This window comes from Janibacter sp. CX7, from assembly GCF_024362365.1.
Taxonomy (GTDB): Bacteria; Actinomycetota; Actinomycetes; order Actinomycetales; family Dermatophilaceae; genus Janibacter.
Genome location: NZ_CP101464.1, coordinates 3,199,543 through 3,217,766, shown reverse-complemented (window position 1 = coordinate 3,217,766; position 18,224 = coordinate 3,199,543). Strand labels below are relative to the sequence as shown.

Genomic DNA, 18,224 nt, shown 5'->3' with positions numbered 1-18,224 from the left:
GTCCGGGGCGCGTCAGCCACGGCGCAGGCGACGGGTCAGGGGGCCGAGCAGCTCGGAGACCTCTTCGACCCGCAGCCGCGCTGCGAGGGCCAGGGCGACGCCGAGAACGACGAGCCCGACGGCGGCCGTGACGACGACCGAGCCGAACCAGGTCTGCCCGTCGACGACGAGCAGCAGGGCGCGCAGCAGGCCCCAGCCGACGAGGCCGCCGACGGCGGTCGCCAGCCCGAGCCGGACGAACTGGCGCACGACGCGGGAGAGGCCGAGCGAGCCGAGTCGGCCGCGGAGCAGCCACAGGCCGAGGACGGCGGCGACGAGGTTGGACACGGTCTGGCCGAGTCCGACCCAGGTCGCGGCGTGCTCCGGCACGCCGAGGGACCCGACGAGGGTGAAGGTGAGCGCGACGCCCGTGACGACGAGCTGCAGGACGAAGGGGGTGCGCCCGTCCTCGTAGGCGTAGTAGGCGCGCTGCACGAGGAAGAACCAGCCGTAGGGCACGAGCCCGAGCATCATCGCGGCGAGTACGCCAACGGAGGCGTCGACCTGGTCGCGCGGGGTGCCCGGGAGCACCGCGGCGAGCAGGTAGGGCGCGACGAGCAGGATCGCGAGCGTGCCCGGCATGAGGATGGTCGCGGGCAGGGTGAGTCCGCGCCGCAGGTCGGCGGTCACGGCCCGGGTGTCGTCGTCGTGGGCCGCGTGCGAGATGCGCGTGAAGAGGGCGGTGACGAGCGAGACGGTGATGATGCCGTGCGGGAGCATGAAGAGCAGGAAGGCGTTGGCATAGGCCGTCAGGCCGGCGCCCTCGACCCCGCGGGCCTCGGCGGCGTGCAGGGCGCCGGTGAGGACGCGAGAGTTGACGAGGTAGGCGGCCTGGCCGACGGCGACGGCGGCGAAGGCCCACATCGCCATGCGCGAGGCGCTGCCGAGCCCGCTGCCCCGCAGGCCCCACACGGGGCGGAAGCGCAGACCGGTCCCGCGCAGGGCCGGGACGAGGGCGAGGGCCTGCAGGGCGATCGAGAGGGTCGCCGTGCCGCCGAGGACGGCGACCATCGTCGGGGTCCACTCACCGACCTCACCCTGTCGTGGCTGGTCCGTGATGACGAACCACAGCAGGCCGCCGATCGCGACGACGTTGGCCAGCGCCGGTGACCACATGAAGGCCCCGAAGCGGTGGTGGGCCGTCAGGATCTGCCCGAGGAGGGTGTAGAGCCCGTAGAAGAAGACCTGCGGCAGGCACAGGACGGCGAAGGCGGTCGCGAGCGTGCGGGCCTCCGGCGGCCAGCTGCTCGAGACGATGAGCGAGACGAGCAGCGGCGCCGCGAGCGTCAGCAGCAGGGTGATGACCGCGAGGGCGGCGGTCGACAGGGTGAGCAGCCGGTTGATGTAGGTCTGCCCGCCGTCGTGGTCGCGCATGGCGCGGGTGATCTGCGGGACGATCACGGCGTTGAGCACGCCACCCGCGATGAGCAGGTGGAAGATGTTGGGCAGCGTGTTGGCGGCATTCCACGCGTCGGCGGCGATGACCGTCAGGCCGACGACATAGGCCGTCAGGCTGTTGCGGGCGAAGCCGAGGACCCGGGAGAAGAGGGTGCCGGACGCCATGATGGCGCTCGACCGGCCGATGTCCGGTGCGCTCCGACCCGCGGCCGGTTCGCCGAGGTCCTCCTGCGGGGTGGCGGCCTCGCTCATGCGTCGTCCCCTCGGGGTCAGTGGTCTGTGTCGCCCTCGGGCGAGCTGCTCTCGGGCTGACCCTCGGACGAGCTGCCCTCGGGTGCGGCCGCGCGTGCGCGACGACCGCCCCGCACGGTACGCCACGTGCCTGCCGCGAGGAGGAGCACGGCCGCGCCACCGATGACCCAGTAGATCGAGTCGCCGGTCGGCCGCACCTTGACGTGCAGGGTCGCGGGCTCGGCGACGGCGTGGCCGCCCGGGGTCGTCACGGCGACGTTGACGGGCACCTGGCCGGCCGCGAGCGCCGTGGCCTGCACCGTGACCGTCTGCTGGCCGCCCGGGCCGATCGTCACCGGGTCGGGGTCGCCGTCGACGCGCAGCGAGTGGTTGCCGGGGGTGACGTGCACCCGCAGGTCCTCGAGCTGGACGTCGGTGTTGTTGGTGATGCTGATCTGCAGCCGCCCGCTGTCGGCGAAGAAGTTGACGTCGCCCGAGGAGACGACGAGGTCGTCGGCGTCGAGCGTGACGGCCTGCTCGACGTCGTCGTGCAGGCGCACGAAGCCGTAGCGGTCCTCGCGCCACCGGGTCGACGTCAGCTGCTGCAGGGAGGCCTGCATCCGCGAGCGCCACGCGGTCCCGTCGCGACGGACGGCGGCGAAGGTCGCCATCGACCGGGAGTCGCGGACGATGCGGCGCGAGCGGTCCTGCGACAGGACCGCCGAAGGAGTCGCAGCGCCGGCGGTCACGTCGTCGATCTGGCCCGGGGTCCGCGCGGTGCGGGCCGGCTCGGCCGCGGCGGCGTCGTCGAGCACCGACGCGAGGTCGCCGCCCTCGAGCCAGGGGATGCGGTCGGTCGACGCGCGCAGCTGCTCGTAGGCCTCGACGGAGGGCGTGCTCGTGCGGTCGGGGACGACGACGATCGTGCGGGGGGTGCCCGGGCGCTCGCCGAGCACGGCCGCGGTCTCGGCGACGAGCTGCTGACGGGCCAGGGTGACGTCGTCGGCGCTCGACAGGCCCTCGACGAGGTCGGCGATCGGGCCGTCGCTGACGACGACGGGGCTCCCGGCCGTGGTCCGGTCTCCGCCGGTGGCGGTGAATCCCTCGGGGACCAGGCTCGTGCTGGGGACGAGCAGGGTGGGCTCGACCCCCGTCGGTCGCAGCTCGTGGAGGGCCTCGGCGCGCTCGCCGGTCGCCAGCCCGTCGGCGGGCCACAGCACGTCGCTGCGCGCCCCGAGCTCCTGGGCGACCCGGGTGCCGTCGGCGACCCGGGCCTTCACCAGTCGGGCGGCGTCCTTCGACTCGGCGCCCGCCGCGACGTCGGCATCGGCGTCCGGCAGGACGAGGGTGCGGGAGCCGACGAGCTGCTCTCGCAGGGACTCGGCGGCCCGGGTGCGCGTCTCCCGCTCGGCGGTGGCGATGTCCTCGCCGTCGGCGGGGACATCGAGCAGGGAGGGGTCGAGCACCCAGAACTCGTCGTCCGCGGGTTCCTCGGAGGTGAGGGCGGCGATCCGGGAGTCGCTCCCGACGGCCTCCTGCCACGCGCTGCTGCGGGCCTCGCGGCTCGTGCCCCACAGCCGGCGGTCGTCGGGGAGCAGCAGCGGCATGCCCCAGAGGATCTGCAGCGGCTCGTACTCCTTGGTCCGCTGCACGCCGACGAAGGTGTGCACCGCCGTCGCGTCGGTCTGCACGCTCACCCACGCGGCGCCGGCGGAGGACTGCGGCAGCAGGTCGTTGCCGTCGACCTCGAGCGTGAAGCTCGCCGAGCCGCCGGCGGCGACGTCGTCGAGCGTCGTCGCGGCCAGTGCGGTCCCGGAGACGGGGGCATCCCCCTTCGTCCAGTCGGCGATGTCGGACCGGCCGGTGCCCGCCTCCTGCGGGACCACGGCCACCCGGGGGCCGGAGAGGGTCGTGGAGCCGGTGTTGGCCACCGTGCCGCGCACCGTGGCGACACCGTCGCCCTCGACGACGGGGGTGATCGACGTGATCGTGACCCGCGAGTCACCGGGGTCCTCCGGTGCGAAGGGGGTGGCGGCGGCAGTGGTGGGACCAACGGCGACGGGGAGCACGACGAGCAGCGCGAGCAGCAGGCTCGCGACCGCGGCGCTCAGGCGTCGCCGGCGAGTCGCTGCCACGCCTCCCTCGCGATGCGGCGTTCGTTGGGGAAGGTCAGGTGCCGGTGCGCCTCGCGCAGCGGCAGCCAGGCGACGTCGACGGCCTCGTGGTCGGGGTCGTTGTCGATCGTCAGGTAGCCGCCGATGGCCTCGAGCAGGTAGTGGTGGACGAACTTGTGGATCCGCCGGTCGGGGGTGGCGAACCAGTAGTCGATGGTCCCGAGCTCGACGAGGACCCGGGCCTCGATGCCGGTCTCCTCGGCGACCTCGCGGGCGGCGGTCTCGACGAGCGTCTCCTCGCCCTCGATGTGGCCCTTGGGCAGGCACCACTCGAGGCGGCCGGCGCGGTTGCGGCGGGCGATGACCGCGATCCGGGCCTCCCCTTCGTGCACGTCGACGACGACCCCACCGGCGCTCCGCTCCTCGACCGCGGGCAGACGGCGCTGCGGTCCGGAGGCGTGGGCGGGGTGGGTCATGTGGTCACTGTAGCCATGCGACCTCGGGGCGCCTCCCGGGTGGCGAGGTGCGCCGGACGCGCTCTGCTCGGTGGGACCGGCGTGACTACTGTCTGGTAGGTCCGTCAACGAGGACGGACGCGTCAAGGACGACGCACGACCTTCCCGGGAGCCACGATGAAGCCGACCCTCCGACGAGCCGCAGCCGCCGCGGGCGCCGCCCTGCTGACCAGCCTGACGATGGGGGTGGGTACGGCAGGCGCAGCCGAGCAGGAGGAGCCGGTCACCGGCCCCTACCAGCTGAACTTCAGCGGCTCGCTCCTCTACTCGCTCGCGCACCCCGACGCCCAGCCGCAGGGTGTCAACGACTGGGGGTGCGTTCCGCGAGAGGGTGAGAACCCGGTGGTCCTCGTCCACGGCACCTTCGCCAACCAGTACGACTCCTTCGCGCGGATGGCGCCCGAGCTGAAGTGGGCCGGCTACTGCGTCTACTCCTTCAACTACGGCACGGACGGTACGGACGCCGCAGCCCAGATCCCCGGCGTCTACGGCACGACCGGGCTCTCGGGCAACGGGGACGAGCTGGCCGCCTTCGCCGAGACCGTGCGCTCCCGCACCGGCTTCTCGAAGGTCGACATGGTCGGGTGGTCGCAGGGCGGGACGATCATCACCGACGTGCTCAAGAAGCACGGTGGCGGAGGGGTCGACGACGTCGTCACCCTGGCCGGCAGCCACCACGGCACGACCCTGTCGGGTCTGGGGACGATCGCCGAGGCCGTCGGGGCGACGGACCTCACCCGAGAGGGCCTGGGGCAGGCCGCCGTCGACCAGATGCAGGGGTCGGAGTACATCACCGCCCTCACCGCCGACGGCGACACCGTTCCCGGGGTCGACTACACCGTCATCGGGACGAAGTACGACGAGGTGGTCACCCCCTACCGCAGCACCTTCCTCACCGCCGGTCCGGGAGCCACGGTCCGCAACATCACCGTCCAGGACGGGTGCGCGATCGACCTGAGCGACCACCTGTCGATCACCCACAGCCCCCGGGTCATCGACATCACCAAGCGCGCGCTCAAGGCCGACGGGTCCGGGACGATCCGCTGCCTGCCCAACGCCCCGGTCCTGTGATGTCGGGTCGGGGGACGCAGCCCACGTAACCTTGGGCTCCATGTCCCCCGACCTGCCCCCGGAGATCCTGCGTGCGGCCGTGGCCCATCTGGCGCCGGTCGTGCCGCTGCTCACCGACCTCGGCGAGCGATTTGCGAAGGGGGGTCACGAGCTGGCCCTCGTCGGCGGCCCCGTGCGTGACGCCTTCCTCGGTCGCGCCAGCGAGGACCTCGACCTGACGACCTCGGCGTCGCCCGACGAGACCGAGGCGATCCTCGCCGACTGGGGCGACGCGCACTGGGACATGGGGCGCGACTTCGGGACCATCGGCGCCCGGCACCGCGGCTACACCGTCGAGGTGACCACCTATCGGGCCGATGCCTACGACGGGACGACCCGCAAGCCGGTCGTCGCCTTCGGCGACAACCTCGAGGACGACCTCGTCCGGCGTGATTTCACCGTCAACGCCATGGCCCTGCGCCTGCCCGACCTCGCGCTCGTCGACCCGCACGGCGGCATGCTCGACCTCGCCGCCCAGCGGCTGCGCACGCCCTCCACGCCGGAGGTCTCCTTCTCCGACGACCCGCTCCGGATGATGCGGGCGGCGCGCTTCGTGGCCCAGCTGGGGCTCGTCCCCAGCCCCGAGGTGCTCGAGGCGATGACCGCCGCAGCCGGCACCCTCGAGATCGTCTCGGCCGAGCGCATCCGGGACGAGCTGGTCAAGCTCCTCCTCGCCGCCGACCCCGTGGCGGGCCTGCGCGTCCTCGTCGACACCGGCCTCGCCGAGCAGGTGCTGCCGGAGCTGCCCGCCCTTCGCCTCGAGATCGACGAGCACCACCGGCACAAGGACGTCTACGAGCACTCGCTCACCGTGCTCCAGCAGGCGATCGACCTGGAAGGGCCCGCCGCCGACGCCGACCACCCGGTGCCGCGCCCCGACCTCGTGCTGCGCCTGGCCGCGCTGCTCCACGACATCGGCAAGCCCCGCACGCGGCGCTTCGAGGAGGGGGGCGGTGTCTCCTTCCACCACCACGACGTCGTCGGGGCCAAGCTCACCGCCAAGCGGATGCGCGCGCTGCGCTTCGACAAGGAGACGACGAAGTCGGTCGCCCGCCTCGTCGAGCTGCACCTGCGCTTCCACGGCTACGGCGACGGGCAGTGGACCGACTCGGCGGTCCGCCGATATGTCACCGACGCCGGTCCGCTGCTGCAGCGGCTGCACCGGCTGACCCGGGCCGACTGCACGACCCGCAACCAGCGCAAGGCCGCCCGTCTGCGCCGCGCCTACGACGACCTCGAGCAGCGCATCGACGACCTCCTCGCGCAGGAGGAGCTGGACAAGGTGCGCCCCGAGCTCGACGGCCACCAGATCGCCGAGGTCCTCGGCATCGAGCCCGGGCCGGTCCTCGGCGAGGCCTACCGACACCTCCTGCAGGTGCGTCTCGACGAGGGTCCGATCGGTCCCGAGGCGGCCGCGGAGCGGCTCCGGGCGTGGTGGGCGGAGCGCTCCTGAGGCGGGTGGGGAGTGCTCCCCATGTCGCTCCCCGCCCGGGACGCCTAGGTTGACCACCTGACCGCACTCGAAGGCCTCGTCGGCCACCGCCAGGGGAGAGAAGATGAACGTCCAGCAGGGCATGGACACTGCGCGCATCCGCGAGATCGCTGCGCAGCTCACGACCGAGGCCAACCGGCTCGACGACGTGCTGGAGCGGGGCAACTCCAGCGCCGGCCTCCTGCAGGGCAACTGGGAGGGCGACGACGGCCAGGCGCTGCTCGTGCGCTGGCGCACGACCGCGGTCAAGCAGCTGGGGGAGGCCACCGAGACCCTGCGCCAGGTCGCCCGGACGATGAAGGAGCAGGCGAGCGACCAGGACACCACCTCCAAGGAGGTCGGCGGCTCCGGCGGCGGCGGGGGCAACGGCGGCGGCAATGGCAACGGCGGGGGCAACGGCAACGGCGGCGGCAACGGCAACGGCGGCGGCAAGGGTCAGGGCAAGGACGACGGCCCGATCAGCTACAAGCAGACCTTCGAGCGTCCGGGCAAGGACTCCGACCTCGTCAAGGTCAACAAGGACAAGGACGGCAACACCCACTACTACGACCCGGTGACGGGCAAGCGCTGGCAGGAGGCCGAGGACGGCAGCTGGAAGCGCGAGCAGGACCCCCGCTTCCGTCGCTCCTCCGAGACTGACGTCGACCAGACCAAGAGCGACAAGGGTTGGGAGACGACCCAGGAGTCGACCCGGGGCAAGGGCCCGCTCGGGACCAAGGAGTACGGCGAGTCCTGGTCGAAGGAGAAGTCCTTCGACGACGGTTCGCAGAAGGACGGCAAGAAGATCCTCGACGGGGTCCAGACCGACCCCCTGGTCGAGAAGAAGGCCTGGGACCAGAAGGGCGACGTCGAGGCCTGGCAGAAGGACTGGGGCGACGAGAAGACCGGTGCCAGCGTCAAGGCCCTCTCCGCCGAGTACGCCACCGAGGGCAAGGCCGGCTTCGACCTGAAGAAGGGTGCCTACGCCGAGGCCAATGCCGAGGCCGGTGCCTACGTCGGCAAGGTCGAGGGCCACTGGACCGGTGACCACGGCACCTCCGCGCAGGGGGAGGCCTTCGTCGGTGCGGAGGCCAAGGCGAGCGGTGAGGCCAACATCGGCCCGGGTGGGGCCAAGGTCGGCGTCAACGCCGAGGCTTTCGCCGGCGGCAAGGCCGAGGGCTCCGTCAGCCAGGACCTCGGCCCCGCCGAGGTCGGCGTCGGCGGCGAGGTGTCCTACGGCATCGGCGCCCACGCGTCGGCGGACGCCGAGGTCAGCATGGACAAGGTCGGCGTGAAGTTCGACGTCGGCGCGACCCTGGGCATCGGCGGCGGGCTCAAGGCCGACATCTCGGTCTCGCCGAAGGAAGTCATCAGCGACGTCGGCGACGCCGGCAAGAAGGCCTGGGACAAGGTCAGCTTCTGGGACTAGACGTCACACCCCCTTCGCACCAGATGGCAGGCTGGGCCCCAGTCCGCCGCCCCCATGACCACAGGAGAGCAGCATGACCACCATCAGCTACCCGAGCGACGTCGTCCCCGGCCCGCCGCCGATCACCCTCGACATGCCCGAGGGCTGGACCCAGGTGTGGGCGCCCGAGACGCTCATCGCGATCCGCGACGACGCCCAGGGTGTCGACCACTTCCTCGCCAATGTCGTCGTCCGCTTCTACCAGCGCCTCGGGTCCTTCGGCTCCGAGGAGATCCACGCGGAGCTGTCCGAGTACGTCGCTCAGCGACGTGACGGCGAGCTCGGCGCGCTCAAGCAGCAGGCCGTCAACGGCCGCGAGTGGCTCGGCTCCGACGTCGCCTTCGTCGACGACCAGGCCGGCACGATCGGCCAGGTGCACTGGTTCACCGGCCAGCGTCGCAACGACGTCATGGACGTCATCCAGGTGACCGGTTCCTACGCTGGCTCGCGACGAGAGCAGGACTACGCGACGATTGACGCGATCGTCGACACCATCCGCGTCAACCCCTGAGGATCCACTGCGCATGCCTGAGCTGAGCTACCCGAGCGAGGTCTTCCCCGGTCCCCCCGGAGTCACCATCGACGCCCCGGACACCTGGGCGCCCGTGCGGGTCGGCGGGACCCTGCTCGCCTGCCGCCGCATCGACAGCGACCACGGCTTCGCGCCCAATGTCGTCGTCCGCGGCTTCCAGCGGACGGGCGACTTCACGATGCGTGAGGCCCTGGCGGAGCTGCGGGCCTTCGTCGACGAGCAGCCCGAGGGCCATGTCGACGAGCCCTTCGAGCTCACCCTCGGCGAGGTCCCCTTCCTCGGCGTCAACGTGTCGTGGAGCGACCCGGACATCGGCACGATCGTCCAGATCCATCTCTTCGCGGGCTCGCGACGCGGTCGCATCGTCGACCTCGTCCAGGCGACCGGCTCGGTCGGCGGTGGTGACGCGCAGAGCGCCTACGCCGAGGTGCAGCAGGTGCTGCAGACGATCCGGGTCACCAAGTGAGTGCGGTGGCCGGTCCTGACGAGCTCCCCGGTCTCGTGCTCCACGTGGGCGCGGCGACCGACACGGGGCGCGTGCGGGACCACAACGAGGACTCGGCGCTCGCCGAGGGCGGGATCTTCGTCGTCGCCGACGGCATGGGCGGGCACGCGGCGGGCGAGGTCGCGAGCGGCATCGCCGTGGAGGCGATGCGCGAGCTCGTCACCCACCCCGAACTGACCGCCGAGGACGTCAGCCGCCAGCTCGTCGTCGCCAACCAGCGCATCCTCGACGCCGTCGAGGGCAACCCCGAGCAGCGCGGCATGGGCACGACGGCCACCGGCCTGGCGCTCGTCAGCGCCGGCGGGTCCGACCACTGGGCGGTCTTCAACGTCGGCGACTCCCGGGTCTACCGGTGGATCGACGGCGGGCTGAGCCAGGTGACCGTCGACCACTCCGAGGTGCAGGAGCTCGTGGACGCGGGCGTCATCACCGCCGAGGAGGCGCGGGTCCACCCCGCACGCAATGTCGTCACCCGCTCCCTCGGCACCGACTACGCCTACCAGTCCGACGTGTGGGTGCTGCCGCCCTACGCCGGCGAGCGCTTCATCATCTGCAGCGACGGCCTGACCAACGAGGTCCCCGACGAGCGGATGCGTGACATCCTGCAGGCGTGCCCCGACCCGCAGGTCGCGGCCGAGGAGCTCGTCCGTGCTGCCGTCGAGGCCGGTGGCCGCGACAATGTCACCGTCGTCGTCGTCAACCTCGACGGGGACGTCGGGGACGACCTCGCCGAGACCAGTCCGCGCCGTCCGGGGGACGACACGACGCCGCGGGACAGCTTCACCGAGGAGGAGTGAGCATGCAGACGAGGATCGAGGGCCACGAGGGCTGGGTCGAGGTCACCCGCGACGGGGTGTCCGTCCTGGCGAAGGGGGACGAGACCCTCGTCGAGCGCATCACCGCTGCCCTCGACGCGGCCGACGGCGACGAGCTCGCCGATGTCGTCGTCGACGAGCTGAGCGCGGGCGGCGTGCGCCGCACGCCCGACTTCGCGCTCGTCGACCACGCGAGCGGTCGCGTCCTCGTCCGCGGCAGTGCCGTCGTGCGGCACACGGCCGCCGACGGCTCCAGCCGCGAGGTCACCGCACCCACCCGCGGCCCCTGGGCCGACGAGGACGTCGACACCGACGGTGAGGTCACGCTCGTGACGGGCGAGGCCGCCGCCGAGCCGGTCGCCGCCGTGGCCGGCCCCGAGACGGACAACCCCGAGACGGACGCGGCCGAGCGGGTTGCTGACTCCGGCGCCCCGGCGCCGGTCGTGGTTCCCGCGCCGGAGGCGGCAGCTCAGCAGGCCCCGGTGGCCGATGAGCGGACCGACGCGGCCGAGACCGACGCCGAGCAGGTCGAGGAGCCCAGCCCCGAGGCGCCGGCTGACGACGAGCCGGTGGGCATCGAGCCCGCCGAGGCCGAGCAGCAGGCCGACGCCGAGCCGGCCGACGAGCCGGTGGGCATCGAGCCCGCCGAGGCCGAGCAGCAGATCGACGGCGAGCAGGTCGACGAGCCGAGCCCCGAGACGCCGGTCGACGACGCCCCCTTCGCTCCTGACGAGGCTCCGCAGGCCCCGGCCGAGTCGGACGAGACGCCCGATCCCGAGGCGGCCGTGGAGACGCCGGGTGCGCCGAACGAGGCCCCGGCTGCGTCCGCAACCCCGGCCAGCACCGGGCAGCCGGCGGACCAGCCGGCAGGCTGGGCGATGCCCTCCGTCTTCGGCGGAGGCCAGCCGAGCGACGGGTCGAGTGACAGGCCGAGCGAGCAGCAGCGCCCCCAGCTGTCCGTCGTGCCCGACCCGGTCGCCGCCGCGCAGCAGCGTGAGCAGGGCGAGGAGCCCACACCCGTCGACGAGGGTGCGGTCATCGAGACCCCGGCGCCGGAGGGACGGTCGATCGGCGCCGGCGAGGCGACCCCCGTCGCCGACCTGACGGACGAGCCCGTGGCCGACGCCGCACCCGCGGCCGGCATGCCGGACGGCGCCGCCCAGGGCGCGGCAGCCCCGGCCGCCGTCGGCGGCGCGAGCGGCGACGACGAGGAGCTGCCGAGCTTCGACTTCCTCTTCGGCACCACCCACAGCCACCGCAGCTCCCTGCTGGCCGGCATGGAGGAGGACGAGGCGCAGGCCGAGGCCATCGACTCCGGTCCGGTCGCCGCGGCCGGCGGCTTCCAGCCCCAGGACAACCCCGCCAACGCGACCCTCGCCCCGCCGAGCGAGGACGAGGAGATCGACCGCCCCGCGGGCCCGCGCGGGCCGACCATCGGAGCGCTTCCCGGTGGGCTGCCGCCCATGCCGGGCAGCGCCCCGGCCCGGGAGGACTCGCCGGCCGGCGCACCCGGCCAGGAGGACTCGCCCGCCGACGCGGCAGGGGGAGCTCCCGCCGGCGACCCCGGCCACTTCGTCTCCGGCGCCGTCACGGGCGGGTCGCCGGAGCAGGGCCCCGCCGCCACTCCCGCCGCTGCCTCCCCCGACGGCTCCGCCGAGTCCGCACGACCGGACGACGCCGAGCCGGCACCGTCGGAAGAGCGTCCGGCGGTCTTCGGTGCCATGACCGGCCGCGAGCCGGGTCCGGCGCCGTCGACGCCTCCGTCGGCCCCCTCCTTCGGCGTGCAGTCCGCTCGTGACGACGCACCCGGCCACGAGCCGGGTGGCAACGTGCGCCCGCTCTTCCGCGACGGACACCTCGTCGGCAGCCGCGTGCCGCGGGCCGGTGGATCGGCCGACGAGGCCAGCACGGCGCAGCCCTTCGGGGGCGCCCCCGCGCCCCACGGCGCCGCAGCCGCCCCCGCACCTGCCGCTGGCGGTGCCGCCGGGGCGTCCTCCGCCCCCGCCGCGGGCCCGGCCGACCACGCGGCGGGAGGGGAGCCCCCTTCGTCCTCGGGTGAGGGGGTCATCTCCTCCGTGCCCTGGGGCGACGGCGGCACCGGCTCCATGCCCGGTGGCGTGCCGGCCATGCCCGGCCTCCCCGGGAGCATGCCCGGCCTGCCGACGCCCGACCTCGGTCCCGCCCAGCCGGCCCAGCAGGTCGCCCCGGCGGTCGATGCCGACACCGGCGACATCCCGACCGGCCCGATGGTCCTTGCGGTGCGCTGCTCGCGCGGTCACCACAACGCGCCCCACGCGACCCGCTGCCGGGTCTGCGGCCAGGACCTGCCGAGCCAGCAGCCCGAGCAGACCCCGCGGCCGGCTCTCGGCCAGCTGCGGCTCTCGACCGGCGACGTCGTCACCCTCGACCGGGGCGTGCTCATCGGTCGTGCGCCGCGCGCGGCCGCCGAGGCAAGCGGGGCCCGTGCCCCGCACCTCGTGCGCATCTCCAGCCCCGACAACGAGATCTCCCGCAACCACGTCGAGATCGTCCTCGATGGCTGGCACGTCCTCGTGCGCGACCTCGGCTCGACCAACGGCACCACGGTCGCGCTGCCCGGGTCCTCGCCGGTGCGCGTGCGCCCCGGTGACCAGCAGACGATCGAGCCGGGGACGACGATCACGCTCGCCGACCAGGTGTCGATGGTCTTCGAGGTCACGGGATGATGCCTGAGTGAGCAGCGCCCTCCCACCGGACCTGCCCGGGCTCGACTACGTCCAGCCGCTGGGGTCGGGCGGCTATGCCGACGTCTTCCTCTACGAGCAGCAGATGCCGCGGATGAAGGTCGCGGTCAAGGTCCTCAAGACCGAGGGCCTGACCCAGGCCATCAAGCAGCAGTTCATCGACGAGGCCAACACCATGGCCCAGCTCGCCGACCACCCCTACATCGTCCAGGTCTTCCGCTCCGACACGAGCGACGACGGGCGGCCGTACCTCATCATGAAGTACTACCCGCCGCCCAACCTGGCGCAGCGGGCCCGGGCGGCACGGTTCTCCGTCGAGGAGGTGCTGCGCACCGGCATCCAGCTCTCGAGCGCCGTCGAGACCGCCCACCGGGCCGGCGTCATCCACCGCGACATCAAGCCGGCCAACGTCCTCGTCAGCCAGTACGGCTCGCCGGGACTGACGGACTTCGGCATCGCCGGGCGTGGTGGTGCCCTCGAGGAGCTCGACGACGACATCGGCGTCTCCATCCCGTGGGCCCCGCCGGAGGTGCTCTTCGGCCAGAGCAACGGCGACGCCCGCGCGGACGTCTACTCCCTCGCCGCCACCCTGTGGCAGCTGCTCGTGGGGCGCTCTCCCTTCGAGGTGCCGGGCGGTGACAACTCCGCCTATGCGCTCATGCCGCGCATCCGCTCCAACCCGCCGCCGACGACCGGCCGTGCCGACGTGCCCCAGTCGCTCGAGCGGCTGCTCGCCCAGGCGATGAGCAAGAACCCGCTCGCGCGGCCCGCGAGCGCCATCGAGTTCGCCCGCAGCCTGCAGGCCATCGAGCAGGACGAGCGCTTCTCGCGCACGGCGATCGTCGTCCTCGACGAGCTCGGCCACAGCGCCGACTCGGGCCCGACACCCGGGGACTCCCCGGACCGCACGCAGCTGCGGGCCAACTCCGGCTCCGAGCCGCGACCGGTCCCCGGCATGCCACCCCCGCCGCTCGGTCAGCCGGTCATCGGCGGTCAGCTGAGCGGTGGCCGCTCCATCGGCGCGACCGGCGCGGTCCCGATCGCGCAGGGCGTCTCCCGTCGCACCGACGGACCGCCCCCGCCGGTGACCTCCGGTGCTCCGCCGTCCCAGCGTCGCCCCGGGCCCTCCGGCGGGGTAACCGGCGCACCCTCGGGCCAGCCCGCCGCGCCCGGCTCCGGCCCCCCGACCTCCTCGGGTCCGATCCCGCACGCCTCGGGGCCGCGACCCGTCACGTCCTCCGGCCCACGGCCGGCTCCAGACGCCGGCCGGCGCCGGATGCTCCCGATCGCCGCCGGCGTCGCGGCCCTGCTCGTCGTCGTCGGCATCGTCGCCGGCGTGATCGCGCTCAACGGCCGCGGCGGCGGGGAGGCGAGCTCGAGCAGCTCCTCCTCGGCGTCCGGTGGCGCCGCCTTCGGCGGCAGCGTCCCGACCTTCGAGATGAAGCAGGAGGGGTCGAAGGCCGTCATCACGATGAAGGTCGACGGCTTCCAGGACGGTGACAGCTACTTCGTGCGGGCGGGGCCGGGAGATGCCGACCTCTCCCGGATCACGGCGTCCGGCGTCGGCAACATCACCGACGGCACGGGCACCTTCAGCCAGGAGTTCGGCACCTCGGACCGGGTCTGCAGCCAGGTCCAGGCGCGTCGCGGCACCGACGCGTCGCCGTGGACCGAGATCAAGTGCCTGGACAAGTCGTGACGACCCCGACCGTGCCCCCGCAGGGTCAGCCGGCGCCGCCCGAGCCCCCGTCGAAGGGGATCGAGGTGGGCCTGATCCCCTTCGTGGCCGGGATCGTGGGCCTCGTCGTCGCGGCAGCCGTCCTCGCTCTCGTCCTGTGGGTCACCCGCGAGGATGCGCAGCCGCCTGCGCCCACGTACACCGACGCGACGCAGCCCAGCGGCGCGCTCGCGGACGCCCCGACCCTCGAGGTCACCGTCCACGACGAGGTGCTGCGCTGGGAGATGACGTACCCGGACCTGCGCACCGGTGACCGCTTCCGCATCCGGACCGGTCTCGACGAGGACCAGGTGTCCGGTGAGCCGGTCACGCTCCTGCCGGGGGAGACGGTCTACGAGCAGACGCTCGCCCCCGGACAGCGACAGTGTGGGATGGTGCAGGTCGTCCGGGGTGGGCAGGTCTCCGGGTGGTCGACGGTCCAGTGCGAAGAGGTGGGTGGCTGATGAGCGACAGCGTGGTGACGGTGGACTTCTGCGGTGAGCTGCACGAGGCACCGCGGGAGGGCAGCCTGACGATCGGTCGGGAGGGCGACGTCGAGATCGACGACAACCCCTTCCTCCACCGGCACTTCCTCCAGATCACCCACGAGGGTGGCTGGTGGTGGCTGACCAACGTCGGCTCGACGCTCACCGCCACCGTCGCCGACAAGAAGGGCCTCTTCCAGGCCTGGCTCAACCCCGGCGCCCGCATCCCGCTCGCCTTCGAGCGGGTCACCGTGTGGTTCACCGCCGGGCCGACGACCTACGACTTCGACGTCCTCGTCGGCAACCCGAGCTTCACCTCGGTCGACCACGAGGTCCTCCTCCCGCAGCAGGGTGGCGAGACGACCGTCGGCCGGGTCGCCTTCACCCCCGACCAGAAGCTGCTCGTCGTCGTCCTGTGCGAGGACTTCCTGCGTCGTGACGGGGCCGGGCAGGGCACGATCCCCAGCTCCGCGGCGGCCGCCGAGCGCCTCGGCTGGAAGGTCACGAAGTTCAACCGCAAGCTCGACAACGTCTGCCAGAAGCTCGCCGATGCCGGCATCCGCGGCCTGCACGGCGGGCCGGGCAAGCTCGCGAGCAACCGCAAGTCGCGCCTCGTCGAGCACGCCCTGTCGACGCGCATGGTGACCGAGGACGACCTCGTCCTGCTCGAGGACCCCGAGAGCGCGGAGGGCTGAGCCCGGCATGACCGCTCAGGGGGAGCAGACCGCGGGCGCGCAGCGCCGCCCGCGACCGGTGTGGCTGCGGGTCGCCTCGGGTGGCGTCGTCGCGCTGCTCGTCGCCGTCGCCGCGATCTACGCCTGGCGCGCCGATGGGCAGCCGGTGCACGACGTCGCCCTCACCGACGGGGGCATCTGGGTCTCCGGCGGCCGCACCGGCTACTGGGGTCGGGTCAACACCGGCGCCCACGAGCTCGACCTTGTCGTCCAGGGCGCCGGTCGCTCCGGCAACGGCGAAGGGGTCGTGCGACCCGACGTGCTCCAGGACGGGCGGCAGGCGATCGGCGTCACCGCAGACCGCCAGCTCGTCGCCATCGACACCCGCACCGGCGAGCCGGTCCGGGACGACTCCGGCACGGTCGAGACGGTCCAGATGCCCGAGCCGCACTGGGCGACGGGCCAGGACTTCCAGCGGCCCGACCTCGTGGCCCTCGGCGGCGACACCCTCGCCTTCGTCGACCACGACACCGGGCGGATCGTCGGCACCCGGCTCGACCCCGAGGGCGGCAGCTCGATCGGCGACCTCGCCGAGGTCGGTCCGCTCGACACCGTCGGGCCCCGGGCCTCGATCACCGTCGACGACGACGGCGACATCATGGCCGTGTCGGCGCAGAGCGGCCGGGTCGTCGAGATCCCGGCGAAGGGGGACGGCTTCGGCACCCCGAAGCGCACCTCCCTCGGTTTCACCGGCCGGGCCGCCGACATCACCGCGGTCGGCGACGCGTGGGTGGTCCTCGACCTCGAGACGGGCAAGGTCATGGCCGAGGGGCTGGAGCAGCCGCAGGCGCTGCCGGCGTCCAACGAGGAGGCCGGCCAGTCCCTCGTCGTGGCCACGCTCCAGCAGCCGGGGCCGGCGAGCCACGTCGTCGCCTACTCGACCGTCGAGAGCGCCGGCTTCATGCGGATCGACTCCGACAGCGACGGGGGCAACGAGGGTGAGATCCTCTCGGGCATCGACGAGGACAGCGGGGCCGGGGTCACCGGGGGCTCCCGATCGCGCTTCAACCGCATCTCACGCCCGGCGCTCAACGGCCCCTGCCTCTACGCGGCATGGGGCGAGGGCGGCACGATCCGCTGGGGTCGCACCTGCACCCAGGACAAGCGCCCGACCGTGGAGCTGCCCACCGAGGGCGAGCAGACCCGTCGCAACGGCGTCGCCGTGCGGCAGGCCCGTGGCCAGCTCGTGCTCAACGACCTCGACACCGGGCGGGTCTTCGACCTGAGCCTGCCCGACGACGTGCGCATCGACACCTGGCCCGGCGGCGCCCCCCGTGACGAGATCGAGCGCTACGAGCCGACACCCTGGGGTCGACCGACGACGTCGAGCCCCACCACCAGCCCCACGACCGCCACGAAGACCGGATGAGGAAGTAGGACGGATGAGCGTCACCCAGGAGCAGGCCAGCTGGTTCAGCCAGGCCTTCCAGCAGATGGTCGGCAACGTCGACCAGGTCGTCCTCGGCAAGCAGCACGTCGTGCGGCTGGCCCTCACCTGCCTGCTGTCCGAGGGGCACCTGCTCCTCGAGGACTACCCGGGCACCGGCAAGACCCAGCTCGCCCGGGCCATCGCGGGCACCGTGCAGGGGTCCTCGAGCCGCATCCAGTTCACCCCGGACCTGCTGCCGAGCGACGTCACCGGTGTGACGATCTACGACCAGCAGACCAAGCGCTTCGACTTCCACCGCGGCCCGGTCTTCGCGACGATCGTCCTCGCCGACGAGATCAACCGCGCCTCGCCCAAGACGCAGGCGGCCCTCCTCGAGGTCATGGAGGAGGGACGGGTCACCGTCGACGGCACCACCCACGACGTCGGGCGTCCCTTCATGGTCGTCGCGACGCAGAACCCGATCGAGCAGGCCGGGACCTATCGCCTGCCCGAGGCGCAGCTCGACCGCTTCCTCATGAAGACCTCGCTCGGCTACCCCGACCACGAGGCGACCGTCGCCGTCCTCGCCGAGGCCGGCCGGCGCGACCGCACCCGTGGGCTGCGCCCCGTCGTCACGGCGAAGGTCGTCGAGGACATGGCCGGTCTCGCCGACCAGGTCCACGTCGACCCGGCGATCCTCGCCTACGTCTCGCGCCTCGCCGAGGCCACGCGACGCCACCGCAACCTGCGCCTGGGTCTGTCGGTGCGCGGCTGCCTCGCCCTCGTGCGCTGCGCGAAGACCTGGGCGGCCAGCCAGGGCCGGACCCACGTCGTGCCCGACGACGTCAAGGTGCTCGCCGAGCCGGTGATGACCCACCGCCTGCTGCTCACCGCCGAGGCGGAGTTCGCCGGGGTGCGGACCACCGACGTCATCGGCCAGATCCTCGGCGAGGTCGCCCCGCCGACCGAGCGGGTGGCCTGAGCGGCCCGAGCGACCA

General features: G+C 73.2%; 15 protein-coding genes. 12 read left to right on the top strand and 3 right to left on the bottom strand.

Annotated features, from left to right (window positions below; all coding sequences use genetic code 11):
- Positions 1 to 12: 12 nt before the first annotated feature.
- Genes murJ through NMQ01_RS15810 form a run of 3 tightly spaced genes read right to left on the bottom strand, consistent with a single transcriptional unit; the run spans position 13 to position 4,258 of the window.
- The gene (gene murJ / locus NMQ01_RS15820) at positions 13 to 1,689 is read right to left on the bottom strand and encodes a murein biosynthesis integral membrane protein MurJ (protein WP_255184847.1); all 1,677 of its coding nucleotides are present in this window, start codon (positions 1,687 to 1,689) and stop codon (positions 13 to 15) included.
- A gap of 17 nt (positions 1,690 to 1,706) precedes the next feature.
- On the bottom strand, positions 1,707 to 3,803 hold the full coding sequence (locus tag NMQ01_RS15815) for a DUF6049 family protein (protein WP_255184846.1): 2,097 nt from the start codon (positions 3,801 to 3,803) through the stop codon (positions 1,707 to 1,709).
- Complete coding sequence (locus NMQ01_RS15810) at positions 3,776 to 4,258, bottom strand: NUDIX hydrolase (protein ID WP_255184845.1); 483 nt, start codon at positions 4,256 to 4,258, stop codon at positions 3,776 to 3,778. Before NMQ01_RS15810 ends, NMQ01_RS15815 begins: the two co-directional genes overlap by 28 nt.
- A gap of 156 nt (positions 4,259 to 4,414) precedes the next feature.
- On the opposite strand from NMQ01_RS15810, the gene NMQ01_RS15805 reads away from it, so the two are divergent.
- From NMQ01_RS15805 to NMQ01_RS15750, 12 genes are all read left to right on the top strand, one after another.
- Positions 4,415 to 5,368 carry a triacylglycerol lipase gene (locus NMQ01_RS15805; RefSeq protein WP_255184844.1) on the top strand — a complete coding sequence of 318 codons (954 nt, stop codon included), beginning with the start codon at positions 4,415 to 4,417 and terminating at the stop codon, positions 5,366 to 5,368.
- Between the two features lie 40 nt (positions 5,369 to 5,408).
- Positions 5,409 to 6,860 carry a CCA tRNA nucleotidyltransferase gene (locus tag NMQ01_RS15800; RefSeq protein ID WP_255184843.1) on the top strand — a complete coding sequence of 484 codons (1,452 nt, stop codon included), beginning with the start codon at positions 5,409 to 5,411 and terminating at the stop codon, positions 6,858 to 6,860.
- Positions 6,861 to 6,963: 103 nt separating this feature from the next.
- Entirely contained in the window at positions 6,964 to 8,307 is a 1,344-nt protein-coding gene (locus NMQ01_RS15795) for a WXG100 family type VII secretion target (protein ID WP_255184842.1), read from the top strand.
- A gap of 73 nt (positions 8,308 to 8,380) precedes the next feature.
- Positions 8,381 to 8,857 carry a hypothetical protein gene (locus tag NMQ01_RS15790; RefSeq protein ID WP_255184841.1) on the top strand — a complete coding sequence of 159 codons (477 nt, stop codon included), beginning with the start codon at positions 8,381 to 8,383 and terminating at the stop codon, positions 8,855 to 8,857.
- Between the two features lie 13 nt (positions 8,858 to 8,870).
- Positions 8,871 to 9,344 (top strand): hypothetical protein, encoded by a 474-nt coding sequence (locus tag NMQ01_RS15785; protein WP_255184840.1) that lies wholly within the window; start codon positions 8,871 to 8,873, stop codon positions 9,342 to 9,344.
- Between the two features lie 5 nt (positions 9,345 to 9,349).
- Positions 9,350 to 10,180, top strand: a complete 831-nt coding sequence (locus tag NMQ01_RS15780; RefSeq protein WP_255184839.1) for a PP2C family serine/threonine-protein phosphatase — start codon at positions 9,350 to 9,352, stop codon at positions 10,178 to 10,180.
- Positions 10,181 to 10,182: 2 nt separating this feature from the next.
- Positions 10,183 to 12,903 carry an FHA domain-containing protein gene (locus tag NMQ01_RS15775; RefSeq protein ID WP_255184838.1) on the top strand — a complete coding sequence of 907 codons (2,721 nt, stop codon included), beginning with the start codon at positions 10,183 to 10,185 and terminating at the stop codon, positions 12,901 to 12,903.
- 7 nt (positions 12,904 to 12,910) lie between these two features.
- Positions 12,911 to 14,620 carry a serine/threonine-protein kinase gene (locus NMQ01_RS15770; RefSeq protein WP_255184837.1) on the top strand — a complete coding sequence of 570 codons (1,710 nt, stop codon included), beginning with the start codon at positions 12,911 to 12,913 and terminating at the stop codon, positions 14,618 to 14,620.
- Positions 14,617 to 15,102, top strand: a complete 486-nt coding sequence (locus NMQ01_RS15765; protein ID WP_255184836.1) for a hypothetical protein — start codon at positions 14,617 to 14,619, stop codon at positions 15,100 to 15,102. The genes NMQ01_RS15770 and NMQ01_RS15765 overlap by 4 nt, the downstream gene beginning before the upstream one ends.
- Positions 15,102 to 15,818 (top strand): hypothetical protein, encoded by a 717-nt coding sequence (locus tag NMQ01_RS15760; RefSeq protein WP_255184835.1) that lies wholly within the window; start codon positions 15,102 to 15,104, stop codon positions 15,816 to 15,818. Before NMQ01_RS15765 ends, NMQ01_RS15760 begins: the two co-directional genes overlap by 1 nt.
- Positions 15,819 to 15,825: 7 nt before the next feature.
- Entirely contained in the window at positions 15,826 to 17,226 is a 1,401-nt protein-coding gene (locus NMQ01_RS15755) for a PQQ-like beta-propeller repeat protein (RefSeq protein ID WP_255184834.1), read from the top strand.
- A 13-nt stretch (positions 17,227 to 17,239) separates the two neighbouring features.
- A complete protein-coding gene (locus NMQ01_RS15750; protein ID WP_255184833.1) occupies positions 17,240 to 18,208 on the top strand; it encodes a MoxR family ATPase in 969 nt (322 codons plus the stop codon).
- Positions 18,209 to 18,224 lie beyond the last annotated feature (16 nt).